Annotated in this window: 15 protein-coding genes; 11 read left to right on the top strand and 4 right to left on the bottom strand. The window is 43.5% G+C overall.

Features of this window, described 5'->3' with window-relative positions; genetic code table 11:
- Positions 1 to 1,091, bottom strand: a 1,091-nt coding sequence (locus tag Q7J41_RS12095; RefSeq protein ID WP_304888450.1) for a PLP-dependent aspartate aminotransferase family protein, incomplete at its 3' end; no start/stop codon positions are given.
- A 49-nt stretch (positions 1,092 to 1,140) separates the two neighbouring features.
- Positions 1,141 to 1,836 (bottom strand): glutamine amidotransferase, encoded by a 696-nt coding sequence (locus Q7J41_RS12090; protein ID WP_304888448.1) that lies wholly within the window; start codon positions 1,834 to 1,836, stop codon positions 1,141 to 1,143.
- 319 nt (positions 1,837 to 2,155) lie between these two features.
- Between Q7J41_RS12090 and Q7J41_RS12085 the strand changes: the two genes are divergently transcribed.
- From Q7J41_RS12085 to Q7J41_RS12045, 9 genes are all read left to right on the top strand, one after another.
- The gene (locus Q7J41_RS12085; protein WP_304888446.1) at positions 2,156 to 2,989 is read left to right on the top strand and encodes a MetQ/NlpA family ABC transporter substrate-binding protein; all 834 of its coding nucleotides are present in this window, start codon (positions 2,156 to 2,158) and stop codon (positions 2,987 to 2,989) included.
- A gap of 73 nt (positions 2,990 to 3,062) precedes the next feature.
- Positions 3,063 to 4,076, top strand: a complete 1,014-nt coding sequence (locus Q7J41_RS12080; RefSeq protein WP_304888444.1) for a methionine ABC transporter ATP-binding protein — start codon at positions 3,063 to 3,065, stop codon at positions 4,074 to 4,076.
- The gene (locus Q7J41_RS12075; protein ID WP_304888442.1) at positions 4,066 to 4,725 is read left to right on the top strand and encodes a methionine ABC transporter permease; all 660 of its coding nucleotides are present in this window, start codon (positions 4,066 to 4,068) and stop codon (positions 4,723 to 4,725) included. Before Q7J41_RS12080 ends, Q7J41_RS12075 begins: the two co-directional genes overlap by 11 nt.
- 22 nt (positions 4,726 to 4,747) lie before the next feature.
- Entirely contained in the window at positions 4,748 to 5,281 is a 534-nt protein-coding gene (locus Q7J41_RS12070) for a 2-oxoacid:acceptor oxidoreductase family protein (RefSeq protein WP_304888440.1), read from the top strand.
- A gap of 1 nt (position 5,282) precedes the next feature.
- Positions 5,283 to 5,573 (top strand): 4Fe-4S binding protein, encoded by a 291-nt coding sequence (locus Q7J41_RS12065; RefSeq protein WP_304888438.1) that lies wholly within the window; start codon positions 5,283 to 5,285, stop codon positions 5,571 to 5,573.
- 1 nt (position 5,574) lies between these two features.
- The gene (locus Q7J41_RS12060; protein WP_304888436.1) at positions 5,575 to 6,744 is read left to right on the top strand and encodes a transketolase C-terminal domain-containing protein; all 1,170 of its coding nucleotides are present in this window, start codon (positions 5,575 to 5,577) and stop codon (positions 6,742 to 6,744) included.
- Complete coding sequence (locus Q7J41_RS12055; protein ID WP_304888434.1) at positions 6,737 to 7,648, top strand: thiamine pyrophosphate-dependent enzyme; 912 nt, start codon at positions 6,737 to 6,739, stop codon at positions 7,646 to 7,648. Before Q7J41_RS12060 ends, Q7J41_RS12055 begins: the two co-directional genes overlap by 8 nt.
- A complete protein-coding gene (locus Q7J41_RS12050) occupies positions 7,645 to 8,973 on the top strand; it encodes a phenylacetate--CoA ligase family protein (RefSeq protein WP_304888432.1) in 1,329 nt (442 codons plus the stop codon). Before Q7J41_RS12055 ends, Q7J41_RS12050 begins: the two co-directional genes overlap by 4 nt.
- Before the next feature lie 12 nt (positions 8,974 to 8,985).
- Positions 8,986 to 10,158, top strand: a complete 1,173-nt coding sequence (locus Q7J41_RS12045; protein ID WP_304888452.1) for a pyridoxal phosphate-dependent aminotransferase — start codon at positions 8,986 to 8,988, stop codon at positions 10,156 to 10,158.
- 191 nt (positions 10,159 to 10,349) lie between these two features.
- Here Q7J41_RS12045 and Q7J41_RS12040 read toward each other — a convergent pair whose 3' ends face one another.
- Together Q7J41_RS12040 and Q7J41_RS12035 are read right to left on the bottom strand one after the other, a co-directional pair.
- Positions 10,350 to 11,525 (bottom strand): MalY/PatB family protein, encoded by a 1,176-nt coding sequence (locus tag Q7J41_RS12040; protein ID WP_304888430.1) that lies wholly within the window; start codon positions 11,523 to 11,525, stop codon positions 10,350 to 10,352.
- A gap of 3 nt (positions 11,526 to 11,528) precedes the next feature.
- Positions 11,529 to 12,668 carry a PLP-dependent aspartate aminotransferase family protein gene (locus tag Q7J41_RS12035; RefSeq protein ID WP_304888428.1) on the bottom strand — a complete coding sequence of 380 codons (1,140 nt, stop codon included), beginning with the start codon at positions 12,666 to 12,668 and terminating at the stop codon, positions 11,529 to 11,531.
- A gap of 233 nt (positions 12,669 to 12,901) precedes the next feature.
- Between Q7J41_RS12035 and Q7J41_RS12030 the strand changes: the two genes are divergently transcribed.
- Together Q7J41_RS12030 and Q7J41_RS12025 are read left to right on the top strand one after the other, a co-directional pair.
- Positions 12,902 to 14,800: a ThiF family adenylyltransferase gene (locus Q7J41_RS12030; RefSeq protein WP_304888426.1), complete on the top strand. Its 1,899-nt coding sequence runs from the start codon at positions 12,902 to 12,904 to the stop codon at positions 14,798 to 14,800.
- A gap of 218 nt (positions 14,801 to 15,018) precedes the next feature.
- A partial coding sequence (locus Q7J41_RS12025; RefSeq protein WP_304888424.1) for a DUF2325 domain-containing protein occupies positions 15,019 to 15,269 on the top strand: 251 nt, incomplete at its 3' end.

The following is a 15,269-nucleotide window of genomic DNA, read 5'->3' as shown; positions in this document are numbered from 1 at the left end:
TCCGGATAGAGATGCTGTCTTTCATCATTTTCTCCCAGAAAAACAATTAAACTTTCATCATGTCCCAATGAAACTGCCGATGTGATTACTTGCAAATGACTGACAAATTCATTATGTTGATCATGTGTCGCATTTAATCCGAATGATAACACCCCACCAAAACCTGCATTCATCTGTTTTTGGGCAATTTCATGTCCTTTATTACTGGGAAGTCCCGGATATGCGACAAAACTGACCGTATCATGCCTTTCTAAAAACTGCGCCACTTTCAAGGCATTTTCATTATGTTGTTTCATCCGTAGTGGAAAGGTAACCGCTCCGCGCATAATCAGCCAGGCGTTAAAGGGACTGATCGTGCCGCCTAAATTCACTTGGGACCGAAAACGGATTTTGTCCAAATCTTCCTTACGCCCCGCAATGGCTCCCCCCATAGCATCACCATGTCCGTTAATAAACTTTGTTAAGCTTTCGATTGAAAAATCTGCGCCCAACTCGATGGGTCTTTGATTATATGGCGAAGCGAAGGTGTTATCTACCGATAAAAGTGCACCATTTAGATGAGCCAGCTTGGCAATTTCTTCAATATCTGAAATTTGAATCGTTGGATTCCCCGGTGTTTCAATATGGATCAGTTTCGTATTTGGCCTGATTGCCGCATATAATGCATTCAGATCAGTCGAATCAACAATGGTTGTTTCCACTTTAAATTTGTTGTTTAATAATTCATTCAAGAGCCGATATGCTGCAACATAGGTTACATTTGAAAAAACAACATGATCACCCGATTCTAACAGCGCAAAAAATAGTCCAGACAGGGCGGCCACCCCAGATGCCAAAACGATACAGTCCTCACTATTTTCAAATGCCGCAATTTTTTCTTCCAAATATTTTTGATTGGTACCACCATTGCGCGTATATAAACTTTTATCGGAGCTGCTCCAATTTATATCAGTGGGATCATAGGGTAATTCATAACTGTTGGCCATCGTAATGGGTCGTTTAATGGCACCAGACTCCAGATCGACATCATTCCCGGTATGCACAGCCCGTGTTTGTAAACCAAATTCACTGCCATATTTTCGTTTGCTCATGCCTGTCTCCTCTACTTCTGTCTCATTGAGATTTTTATTTTTAATCCCCTTATTGAACGGCTGCTTTATATTCATTCGAGATTTCTTTAGTGGTGTTGTTCATTGCTAATTCATAAAAACGTTTTAGTAAAGCCACACCATATGTTTGATGTTCGTGTGTATTGCAAAATAAATCACCAATACATTCTGGGTGAAATTGAACACCCCAGACATTTTCTTTGTATCTCAATGCATGGGTTGATTCAAAATCATTTTTCGCTAAAATCGTAGTGTCTTTGGGTAATTTTGTCACTGTCTGAAAGTGAGACGCATAGGCACTGAAGTGCTCAGGTAATACCCCCAGCAAAGAGTCTTTTTTGCCTTCTTCGGTTAGATGAATCTCAACTTCACCCTTTTCTTCTCCCTGTTCATGATAGTCAACCGAACCGCCAAAGGTATGGGCAAGCAATTGATGTCCAAAACAGATGCCTAAAACGGGAATGTTCTTTTTAACAACCTGTTTTAACCATTGAGCGGTGGCAACTCCCCAAGGCTCCAAATCAGTTACCATTGAAGGGGAACCAGTAATAATAATGCCGGCAATATCATCCGGCAGAATTGGTACTGCATTTTCATAGACCGAAATCACACGGACGTCATCATATGGTATCCCAATACATTGGGCAATGCGCACGTCGCAATCGCCACATTTGTTGATCACATGTTGATCCGATGATCCGGTCTTTATAATGAGTAGTTTTTTCATAGTAGTTCCTCCTCCAATTAACGGTTGTTTCATACTTTTCCTATATGATATTCATTATATGCAAATATAAGGCAATTGTCAATAGAAACGACCAGTAAAATGCATAAATTTTTATTCATATTATTTTTATATGTTTTATGTGTTTTGCTCTTGCAAAAACTAATGGTTGCTGCTATAATAAAGCACATTAAACATATTAATTTACTATGATATGAAAGGTGGTGAGCTTATGAGGAAGTCCCTGAGTTGTCTTATGTGTTAATTATATGCGTATATTAAACCAACTGAAATTTTATGATTAGAAAAGAGAGGATATCAAATGAAAACTAAACGAATTATCGGATTTATTACAATTATAAGTATCTTACTTATCGCCCTCACTGGTTGTTCTTCATCAACTGCTGCGACAGCCGAACCTGAAAAAGTTTTGAAAGTAGGCGTGTGTGCCGGACCTTACGGAGATATGTTCACCGAAGCAATTCAACCGTCCTTAGAAGAAAAAGGCTACTCGGTTGAAATTGTCGAATTCTCGGACTACGTTCAGCCAAACAAAGCCTTAGCCGCAGGTGAAATTGATCTCAACCTGTTTCAGCATTCAACGTACCTAACTAACTTTGCCAAAGAAAATAGCTTAGATTTAGCCTTCATTAAAGAAGTCCCAACTGCGGCAATGGGAATTTTTTCAGAAAAGTATAAAACCATTAATGATATCGAAGACGGCGCTACCGTTGCGATACCAAATGATGCCACTAACTTATCCCGCGCCATTAGAGTCTTGGCTCAAACCAATATTATTACCATCGACCCTGCTGTTGATCCTAAAACAGCCACTCAAAACACCCTTTCCAGCAATCCTAAAAACCTTCAATTTGTCGAAATCGAAGCGCCACAATTACCAAGAAGTCTTGATAGCGTCGGTATTGCCGTGATTAACGGCAATTATGCCTTAAGTTCTGGGCTCAAGCTTTCAGATGCGCTTTATAATGAAAAACTATCTGAAGGTTATATCAATGGTGTCGCTGTCCGAACCGAAGATAAGGATTCAGATTTTGCTAAAGATGTCATTACCGTAATCGAGTCTGATGCCTTTAAAAAGGTCATTGAAGATCCATCCAAACAGTATGTATCATTCCAAAGACCATCTGATTATTAAAACTTTTACAAAGCTCAGTTGATTTAACAAACTGAGCTTTTCTCCTAAATTTTTACAGAAAAAGGTAGATAATATGATCGAATTTAAAAACGTTTCAGTCAGCTTTAAACAGGATAAACAAATATTTGAGGCTGTTAATGATGCAAATTTTAAGATTGAAAAGGGTGAGATCTTCGGCATCGCCGGTTCTAGCGGTGCTGGTAAAAGCACCCTGCTCCGCACCATCAATTTATTACAATCTGTTTCATCCGGAGAAATATTGGTGGATGGCGAAAATGTTACCAATTATCAGCGAACTCAGTTGCGAATACTCCGCCGCAATATCGGGATGATTTTTCAACACTTTAATCTAGCCCGTAATCTAACTGTCTATCAAAATATTGCCTTTGTTTTAAAGGCCGCTGGGAAATCTAAAGTCGAAACCGAAATCCGGGTCAATGAATTATTGGATCTGGTCAATTTGTCTGATAAGTCAAATTCCTATCCGGCCAACCTTTCTGGTGGCGAAAAACAACGGGTTGCGATTGCTCGGGCGCTGGCTAATGATGCCAAGATTCTCCTCTGTGATGAGCCGACATCGGCCCTTGATTTGGAAACAACCTCATCCATTTTGAGCTTATTAAAAGATTTAAATAAAAAATTTGGTATCACCATTGTCATCATCACCCATGAGCTGGATGTTATAAAAAGCATCTGTACCCGATGCGCGGTGATGAACAAGGGCTCAGTCGTTGAGATTGGCGATGTATATGCGGTTTTCACAAAGCCGAGGGAAGAATTCACCAGACAGTTATTAAGTCATACCAATCATTTCAATTTGCCCGAGGAAATTATCCGTAAGATGCAAGGTCCAATCATCCGTCTCACTTTTAAGGGTGACAATGCCAACAACCCGATTCTCTCTTACGCTGCCAACACTTTTCAAATTGGCTTTAATATTTTATTGGGAAAGATCGAATACATCAACGGTTTGCCCCTCGGGATACTCTATGTTGAGCTAATTGGCGAAGCGGATACCATTAAACTGGCAATTGAATATCTTGCCGCAAATACGGCCGATTTGGAGGTAATCAATCATGGACTTTGATTTAAAAGCAGCACTGCTTCTGACCTTTGGTCAAACCATGCAGATGGTCATTTCATCGCTTTTAGCCGCAATCATCATCGGTGGCAGTATTGGGCTACTATTGTTTTTAACATCCAATACTCTTTTTCTCAAAAACCGGATCATCAATCAAATTGTCGGTGTCATTATTAATATCACCCGTTCAATCCCCTTTTTGATTTTGCTTGTGTTGATGATTCCCGTTTCAAAAGCGATCGTGCATACATCCATCGGTCCCAATGCCGTGGTGATTCCCCTGGCAGTAGCGGCCATCGCTTTTTTCGGACGACTTTCGGAAGCGTCCTTTTCAGATGTAGATAATGGTGTTCTGGAGGCAGCCATTGCTTCTGGAGCCAGTAAATTGTCGATTGTACTAAAGATTCTGCTGCCGGAATCCTTGCCATCGCTGATTAAAAATATCACGGTGACCGCGGTATCTTTAATCGGTTTTTCGGCCATGGCCGGAACCGTTGGCGGCGGTGGAATTGGTGATCTGGCCATTCGTTACGGCTATCAGCGCTATGAACCCGAAGTGATGCTTATTTGCGTGATCGTTCTAGTGCTGCTGGTGCAGATCTTCCAGATAATTGGCGATTCATCCGCAAAACAACTGGACAAATCCAGTAAATAAACATAAGAATCGAGGAATCATTATGATTGAAATACGATGGCACGGACGAGGCGGACAAGGTGCCTTCACCGCTGCTAAAATTCTGGGAGCCGCATCATTAATCGATAATAAATTTTCGTTGGCTTTTCCTTCCTTTGGTCCTGAACGCCGCGGTGCGCCAATTCAGGCTTTTAATAAAATTGATGGTAAAGCAATTATTGATCGGAGTGAAATTAAAGCATGTGATTATTTGATTTTTCTGGATGAAAGCTTGTTTTCTACTGACTATTTAAAGGATCTTAAAGACGATGGTATCGCCCTCATTAATACCGCAACCCCAGAAAAATTCAGCGCTTTCTCGCAAATCCAGACAATTGATGCAAATCAGATTGCCCTCAAAATCATCAGGAAGCCGATCAGTAACACGGCGATGCTCGGGGCCCTGGCGAGTATCTCAGACGATGTTTCGCTATCATCATTACAGCAAGCCAGTGATTTGTATTTATCAGCTGCCAGTGCGGCCAAAAATCAATTGATTCTAAAAGAGTCCTTTGAGTATTTTAAGGAGGTTCGCTGACATGAACAAGCCCACTTTGCGATCCTATCAAAAGCCCCAAAAATTGTCGGATTACCCCTTAGGTACCGCCAGCGAAGCCGGACATCTGGTCACCAAAAATAGCGGTTGGCGAAATGAACGGCCGATTATTACAGATGCCTGCATCAACTGCCTGCAATGTTATCTCTACTGTCCTGATGGCGTTATTTTAAAAACCGAGCACGGTTTGGATATCGACTATGACTTTTGCAAAGGCTGCGGCATCTGTGAAAAAATCTGTCCTAAACAAGCTATTAAAATGGAGGTGGAATAGCATGACTAAAGCATTTTTATCGGGCAATGATGCCTTTGCCGAAGGGGTTAGGCTGGCGCGTCCTCAGGTTATTTCGATTTACCCCATCACCCCGCAGACAACAGTGGTTGAAAGACTTTCGGAAATGGTCGAAGACAGCAGCTTAGCAAGTGAACTCATCCATGTTGAATCAGAACACTCCGCTTTGTCCTGTGCCATTGGCGCCAGTGCCATGGGTGCCCGCACTTTTACGGCAACCTCTTCTCAGGGACTGTTATACATGGCAGAATGTCTGCAGTATGCCAGCGGCGGCCGATTCCCCATCGTGATGATGAACGCCAATCGCTCCACCGCCTTACCTTGGAATATTTATGGTGACCAACGGGATTCGCTTTCACAGCTTGACTGTGGCTGGATCCAGGTGTACGTGGAAGATGCCCAGGAAAGCCTGGACATGGCGCTGCAAAGTTACCATATTGCCGAAAACCCACTGGTTTCAACCCCCGTTATGGTCAATCTGGATGGGTTTGTCCTTACCCATACCTACGAAACCGTAGAAATTCCAAGTCAGACGGACGCTGACCGCTTTTTGCCACCATTTCAAACCGAAAATAAAATGAGTTTGGACAACCCGAAAAACCTGGCATTCAGCGTTGGTCCGGACAATAATATGGAATTTAAATATATCCAACACAAAGCGATGCTGGACAGCAGACGAGTTATCGAAGAAACCGATGCAAAATTTGCCGAAATTTTTGGCCGCAGTTATGGCGGACTGACCCAGGATTACCGTATTGACGATGCCGATTATATCCTGATTACCCTGGGCAGCATCACCGGCCTTTGCCGGGAGGTGGTTGATGAACTGCGAGAACGCGGCGAAAAGGTCGGCCTGCTGAAGCTTCGCTTTTTACGGCCCTTTCCCAGTGATGATCTGGTTGCGGCACTGGAATCAGCCAAAGCCATTGGAGTATTAGAAAAAGATATTTCCTTTGGCTATGAAGGTACCGTCTATACAAATGTAAACTCGGTTATTGCAAAGAACGGTTTGCACCTGGAAACATATAATTTTATTGCTGGTCTCGGCGGGCGTGATATCAGCCGGGAAAACATCAAAGAAATCTTTCGCCATCTTCAAACCGGTGGCCAACACGTTAATTTTATCGGACTGGGGGTGAGCATTGATGAGTAATCAAATAACTGCAAAAACGATCACGGACAGTGAATTTTTTTATGGCCATAAGGCCTGTTCCGGTTGCGGTGGTAGCCTAGCCGTGCGGATCGCTCTTAAAGTTCTGGGCGAAGGGGCTATCTCGGTGCTCCCAGCTGGCTGTATGTCAGCCGTTGGGTTTAATTATCCGCATTTATGTTTTAGCAATAATTCGATCATTTCCACCTTTGCCGGAACCGCTTCGATGCTGACTGGTGTGGAAGCCGGCGCCCGGGCGGTTGGGATCAAGAATTTCAAAGCTGTCGGATTGGCCGGCGATGGCGGCACTGCCGATATCGGCATCCAGGCCTTATCCGGAGCCATTGATCGCAACGATGATATTCTCTATATCTGCTACGATAATGAAGCTTATATGAATACCGGCATCCAAAAGAGCGGTTTAACGCCTTTTGGTGCCAAGACAACCACGACCCCAAGCGGTGAAAATATTCACGGAAATATCCGACCCAAGAAGAATCTTTTTGAGATTGTGGCTGCCCATGATATTCCTTATGCCGCCACCGCCAGTATCGGGAATCTAAAAGATTTTATGAATAAGATCGAGAAGGCTTCAAAAATAAAAGGGACAGCCTATATCCATGTTGTCGCCCCCTGCCCGATTGGTTGGGGCATCCCCGTCAATGAAACCATCGACATCGCCCGTAAAATGATGGATTGCGGTTTGTGGTACCTGGCCGAATATGAAAATGGCCAGTTTAAGCTAAACAAAAACCCCCGCGAATTTTCATCGATTAAAGATTACCTGCTTTCCCAGGGTCGCTTTAAACATTTAGACGATGCAGATATCGAAATACTGGCCGCACAGCGGGATGCTAAGTGGGCGGCGATACGAAAAAATTGGAATACCACCGAGGAGGAACTATGAGTGAGAAAAAATATTGGGACGAAAAAATCGAAACCCTGCCACGAGCAGAGCTGGAAGAATTACAACGCCGCGAATTAAAGGAAATGCTGACATTTGCCTACAGTAATTCCACCTATTATAAAGAAGCTTTTGACAAGGCCGGACTAAGCCCGGCTGATTTTAATCAGCTGGAAGATATTCAAAAATTCCCATTTACCAATAAGGCCACCCAACGGGAACGGCAGGCCAAAGGCGGTCTCTTAGGCGACATGATTGCGGTCAGTGAAGATGATGTGGTTTTTGTATCCGCTTCCAGCGGATCAACCGGGGTGCCGACCCTCAGCCCCTTTACCAAACAGGATTTTGACGAATGGCAGGAAGTTGAGAGCCGCTTGTTTTATGGTGCCGGGATGCGAAAACATGATCGCTATGTTCATGCCCTGAACTTTTCACTATTTGTCGGCGGACCTGATGTTATTGGAGCTCAAAATTTGGGTGCCCTTTGTATCTGGGCCGGAACCGTGCCGTCAGAACGACTGCTTTTCATTTTAAAAGAATTTCAACCGACGATCATCTGGACAACCCCATCCTATGCTTTATATCTTGGCGAAACAGCGCTTAAAATGGGAATTGATCCAGCTAAGGATCTGGCCATTCGCACCATTATTGTGGCCGGTGAGCCCGGTGGCTCGATTGGAACCACCCGGGAGACAATTGAAAAAGTCTGGGGCGCAGAACTGTATGACTTTTTTGGGTTATCAGATATCTTCGGAGCCTGTGCCGGTATGTGCGAAGCCAAAGATGGCCTTCATATCGTCGAAGATCATATCTTAGTGGAAGTTCTGGATGTTGAAACCAGCCAACCAGTGGCCGATGGTGAACGGGGTGAACTTGTTTACACCACCCTGCGCAAAAAAGCCCGACCGCTGATCCGTTTCAGAACCGGGGACATTGGTTCAGTTAACCGCGAACCCTGCAGCTGCGGCAGAACCCACGCCCGGATCAAAATTCATGGCCGCCTGGATGATATGTTTATTGTCTCCGGGGTTAATATCTTCCCCAGTGATATTGAGTTTGTCATCCGAGGAACAGCGGGCATCACTGGCGAATACCTAATTCGTTTATATGAGCAGAATCACTCGGTTAAATATCGGCTTGAAATCGAAAAATCTGAAGATAACGATGAACCAGACGAAAGCTTAAAAGAACGGGTTGCCGCTTCGCTAAAAACCCGTTTAGGGGTAAAACCCGGTGACGTCACGATCTTAAACGATGGTGATTTGGAGCGGGCTACTCATAAAGCGAAACGCTTAATCGATGAGCGAACCTTAATCTATGAAATTTAAAGAAGGTGCATGATGAAACCACTTAGTAACCGAACCGCTGACTTTACCGATTCTGTAATTCGAAGAATGACCCGTATATCCAATACGTATAATGCGGTCAACCTATCCCAGGGATTCCCTGACTTTGATCCGCCGATACAAATCCTTGAAGCCCTGGAAAAAGCCGCCCATCAGGGTCCGCATCAATATTCCATTACCTGCGGAGCTCAAAATTTCCGGGAAGCCCTGGCACAAAAGCAATCCCGGTTGATGGGCCGATCAATAAATCCTGATACCGAAATTGTGGTGACCTGCGGGAGCACCGAGGCGATGATGGCTGCAATGATGACCGTCGCTAATCCTGGTGACAAAGTCATTGTTTTCTCGCCTTTCTATGAGAACTATGGTGCTGATACCATTTTATCTGGTGCTATTCCGATCTATGTCCCCCTTCATCCGCCAGAGTTTAACTTTAATGCGGATGAATTGGAAACGGCCTTTAAACAAGATCCCAAGGCACTGATTCTGTGCAACCCTTCTAACCCCACCGGTAAAGTTTTTAACCGGGAAGAACTGACAACTATTGCTGATTTGGCTAAAAAATACGATACCTATGTGATCACCGATGAAGTTTATGAGCACATTGTTTACGAGCCTCATGAGCACATTTATCTGGCCTCTTTGCCTGGTATGTTTGAGCGCACCATTTCCTGCAGCTCTTTATCAAAGACCTATTCCATTACCGGCTGGCGCATAGGCTATATTATCGCACCGGAGCCGATTATTGATGTGGCAAAAAAGGTTCATGACTTCTTAACCGTTGGTGCGGCGGCACCACTTCAGGAAGCCGCCACCGTTGGGCTGCAATTTGGTAATGACTACTACACCGATCTGCAGAAGAAGTATACCAAAAAAAGAACGCTGTTTTTAGCTGGCCTCGATGATATTGGGCTCACCTACAGTACTCCCCAGGGCGCCTATTATGTGATGATTGATATTTCTAAATACAAGTCCGACGATGATCTAGCCTTTTGTACCTGGCTGGCCGAGCATGTTGGGGTTGGTGCGGTTCCAGGTTCAACTTTTTTCAGAGAAAACGTCAATCATTTAATCCGTCTGCATTTTGCAAAAAAAGAAGATACACTTAATGAAGCATTGAATCGGTTATCACAAATAGACAAAAAATGGCAAAGCACTTCTTTTTAAGAAGTGCTGAGGTTGTCGATAAACTACCGTACCGACCAATTTGTTAATCTGTTGTTCGCCGCGGCATCGGACAGGCTCTGCCGTGTCCGCTCCGATGCGTACAACATGATGTAACAATTGTCGGTACTGGGTTATCATTTGGCAGTCTGAGCACTTCATTTTAAGAAGTGCTTTGCCTTTTTTATTATTGCTTATTTCTCATTGATGGCCCGCTCCAGCTGGGTCAATGCCTGCTCCAGGATCAATCTTGGGGCGGCAATATTAATCCGCTGAAAACCATCGCCACCGGCGCCAAACATGGTGCCGGCATCCAGCCAGAGACCGGCTTTATTAATAATTAAGTTTTCTAACTGTTCCTCATTTAATCCCAGTTCGCTAAAATCAAGCCAGATCAGATAGGTTCCTTCCGGTTCGATGAGCTTAACCTGGGGGAGCTGTTCGTTTAAAAAGGCTCGGATGAAATCCAGATTTTCGCCAAGATAGATTTTTAATTCCTCCAACCACTTGCGACCTTTCGAATAGGCGGCCGTACAGGCGACAATACCCATAATATTGATCTCATTATAGCCCCCCTTTTGCATTTCTTTTTTGAACTTTCTTTTTATTTCCTTATTTGCGATAAAAATATTAGAAACCTGAAGCCCTGCCAGATTGAAGGTTTTACTGGGGGCTGTACAGGTAATGGTGCTCCCTAAAAACTCTGGTTTTAAATCTGCAAATACCAGATGTTTATGGCCTGGATAGACAAAATCCTGATGGATCTCATCTGATATGACCGTTACCCCATGTTTGAGGCAAATATCGCCTAAGCGAACCAGTTCTTCTCTTGTCCAAACCCGACCAACCGGGTTGTGAGGATTGCAGAGAATAAAAATTTTGACCCCGTTATCAATGATCTTATTTTCGAAATCAGTAAAATCAATCGAATATCGACCATTTTCATAGACCAGTTGGTTCACAACCAGCTGGCGCTCATTAATGGTGATGGTATCAGCAAAAGGATAGTAAACCGGCTGTTGAATAATAATACTATCACCGACCTCCGTTAGACTACGGATTGCCGTGGCAATGGCATAAACCACCCCTGGAGTCGTAACCAGCCATTCCGGTTGGATATTCCAGTCAAACCGCGTTTTAAACCAATCCTTTAACGTAAAAAAATAGTCCTGGCCGCCTTCAGAATAACCAAAGATGCCATGCTTACTTTTTTCCACCAGGGCCTCCACCACCGGCGCCGGGGTTTTAAAATCCATATCAGCCACCCAGAGCGGCAGCAGCCCCTCCGGCTTGCCGCGACGGTTGGCAAAATCGTATTTGATGGAATTGGTGTTATCCCGCTGTACAATTTCATTAAAATTATATTTCAAGTCTTATTCCCCCTTTATTACCCTGGCTAATTCAGTAATTAAATCCTGTGCGCTTTCAATTCCCACCGATAATCTCAGTAAACGGTTGTTGATCCCCTTTGCTTCCCGTTCCTGTTCCGGGATATCCCCATGGGTCTGCAGCATCGGATAGGTTATCAGCGTTTCCACCCCACCGAGACTCTCGGCATATTGAATAATTGAAACCCCTTCTAAAATTTGTCGAGCTGTTTCTTCACTGTCCACCTCAAAAGAAATCATCCCGCCAAAACCGGTGGCCTGGCGTTTAGAAATTTCATAACCTTCATGGGTCGGAAGCCCGACATAGTGGACTGCGGTGATTTTCTCCTGTTGACACAACCAATTGGCAATTTTTTCGGCGTTTTCCTGTTGTTTGTCCATCCGGATCGGCAGGGTTTTTATTCCCCGGATTAAAAGCCAACTGTCAAAAGGTGATAGACAAGCCCCGGTAGTCTTATATATAAATCGCAGCCGCTCAGCGATTTCCTCATCGTTCACAATTGCAAAGCCTGCCAGGGTATCATTATGTCCACCTAAATACTTGGTGCCGCTATGGATCACTATGTCTGCTCCCAATTTAAGCGGCTTTTGAAAATAGGGAGTCAGAAAGGTGTTATCGACAATTAATAAAAGCTGATGTTTTCTGGCAATCTCTGCCACTGCCGCAATATCGGTTACCTGCATCATCGGGTTGGTTGGCGTTTCAACAAAGAGTGCTTTGGTATTGGGTCGGATGAGTCCTTCAAGCAAAGAAAGCTCCGATGTATTGACCAGATCAAAATCGATTCCGTTTTTCATTGAGATATGATGAAATAAACGGTGTGAGCCCCCATAAAGATCATCAGAGGCAATGATATGATCACCTGGTGAAAATAGCTCCATGACGCCTCTGATGGCCGCCATGCCGGTAGCAAAGGCAATCGCATCGACGCCACCCTCGAGTTTTTTGATAACGTTCTCCAGGTGCTCCCGGGTCGGGTTTTGCTGTCGGGTATAATCATAACCGGTACTTTCGCCCACCCCCGGGTGAGCAAAGGTTGCTGACTGAAAAATCGGAACGCTGACAGCTCCAGTAATATCGTATTTTTCTGTGTTTCCATGTATACAAAGGGTGCTAAAATCCATAATCTTTCTCCATTTCCGGGTTATATTCATAGTCGTTCAGTATGTTTAATAAATACTACCTGAATGCGGTATTTTTGTCAAGTTGCAGCTTATTTTTGAGTCTATTATAACATATCTGTTGTCATTAATTCCGCCTGCCATACCAGTTAATATAAAGCTTAAAATTTCTAATCCTGGTTGTATTTCATATTAATTCCATAGTATAATTATGTTATCTTATACGGAGGTACCCTATGTACAATGATACAGTACTCGACCATTTTGCCAACCCCCGAAATGTTGGCAGTATCCCTGATGCTGACGGCCTCGGGATATCCGGGAATCCAGTTGATGGCGATAAAATAACGATTTATATAAAAGTTCAACAAAATGTTTTAACCGCTGTTAAATTTAAAACCTTTGGCTGTGGCGCAGCCATCGCAGCCAGCAGTATGCTAACAGTCCTTGCCACTGGCAAAACGTTAAACGAAGCTCTTACAATCACTAATGCTGATGTAGCTGAAGCTTTAGGTGGTCTCCCCGAACAGAAATTGCTTTGTTCAAATATCGCCGCCGATGCCTTGCATGCTGCTATTAATGATTATACCAATAAAAATGTAAATCTAACTGACTATCAAACTACTGCCACGACTTTATTTGAAACTGAAAATACTGAGCCTGTTCTTTCAGAAAAAATTGAAGGCCTAACCGATGCCAATCAAATTAAACGTTATTTGCGTCATATCATCATGCCGGATATTGGCGGCCGGGGACAAAAGAAGCTTCTTGATACCCGGATGCTTATCTGTGCCGCCGATGCTGAAGGTTGTGATCTGCTTCTCCGATATCTTACTGCCATTGGCATTGGCCATATCCACTGCCATTTTGAAAGCAATGATGGTTGGGAGGAGGCCCTTAAAGCATTGAATGATCTCAATCCTGACGTAACTGTTAAACTGACAGATGACTCTTTCGCCGAAGCAAACTTAACGATTATTATCGGAAATTCCGACTATGCGACTCAAACGGCAGCGCAGCTGATAAATTCATCAAGTCCACAAATTTCGCCAACCTTTATTTCAGTAAACTCAGCCTGGCAGGGTTGTTTCGGCCTGTGTCAGAACCGCAATGAACTATCTGTATTTCTCAATGATATCGAGAAGAAAGGCTTCTCTGCGCAAAACGACTGCAACGATAAGCATTTTTCTGATCAACTGGGTTTGCTGCTGAGTTCTTGTTTTGTGGGGACATTGTTAGCAATCGAAACCGTCAAATTCCGTCTTAAAATCGGTGTTCCACTGACTGATATTTTTTATTTTGATTTAATAAATCATGCCTTTGACAACAATTTTTCAACGAGTGATCAGGTTTTTGTCGAATTTGACTTATCGTCTTATGAAAGCGAAATTAAAAATAAATTAGCGGACGCAAACATCTTAACCATCGGCGCTGGTGGTCTTGGTTGTCCGGCCAATTTAGTATTGGCTAAAGCGGGTGTCACAAAACTGAGTATGATCGATTTTGATCATGTCGAAATCAGCAATTTAAACCGTCAGATTCTCCATTCTACCGCTACCATCGGGCGATTGAAGGTTGAGTCTGCTAAACAGGCTCTGGAAGCCATGAATCCAGCTCTTCAGGTAACCACCTATTCCAGCGCTTTTGCAAAAGAAAATGCCCGGGAAATCATCAAAAAACATGATCTTGTCATTGACGGACTGGACAATTTACCGACCCGTTATCTGTTGAATGACGCCTGCTATTTTGAAAAAAAACCGCTGGTAGAAGCAGGCGCTTTAGCTTTTTACGGACAAGTGACGACCATTGTTCCCAATGAGGGGCCATGTTTTCGATGCCTATTTCCTGAAACCAATAATCAGACTGCCGGTAGTTGTTCTGAAACCGGCGTTTTAGGACCAGTCCCGGGCGTAATCGGAGTGCTGGAAGCCATCGAAGCAATTAAACTGATTATCGGAATCCCGGCAACTTTAAAGGGTCGCCTCTTGATGATTGATGTCCTGGAAACATCTTTTGACCGTTTCACCTATAGAAAAGATCAGGACTGCCCACTTTGCGGCGAACACCCTACCTTCCATGAACTTGGCGATTTCACGTTTGTCTGCGAAACGGCTCAAACCAACGCTAACGAATAATAACATAAACTGGTGGCGGAATCAGGAACGTGGCAATTGATTATTTTTACTATCGCCAACATTTAAGAGAGCTATTATTAGCTCTTTTTTTATTCCCTTAAAATAGTATCGCAGCTAAAATAATCTACTACTACATTGACGTTTCTTCAGATTTGCGATATTATACTATGCATATATATATATAGTATGTTTTATATTTTGGAGAAGAGGACGGAATGATGGGGATTGTAATTATTGGAGGACACGATCGCATGGTATGCAAATACAAAGAAATCTGTAAAAATCACAAATGCAAAGTGAAGGTTTTTACCCAAATACCCGGAGATATGAAAAATATGATCGGCAGTCCGGATCTTCTTGTTCTTTTCACAAATACGGTGTCACATAAAATGGTTCATAATGCCTTAAAAAGTGGCGAAAAAACCGGCGCTGATATCATCCGTTCACATAGCAGCAGCGCCTGTGCATT

It is taken from the genome of Acetobacterium sp., assembly GCF_030652775.1.
In the GTDB taxonomy this organism is placed as follows: Bacteria; Bacillota; Clostridia; order Eubacteriales; family Eubacteriaceae; genus Acetobacterium.
Note: the sequence above shows the minus strand (reverse complement) of the source record. Positions and strands in the feature narration are given on the sequence as shown.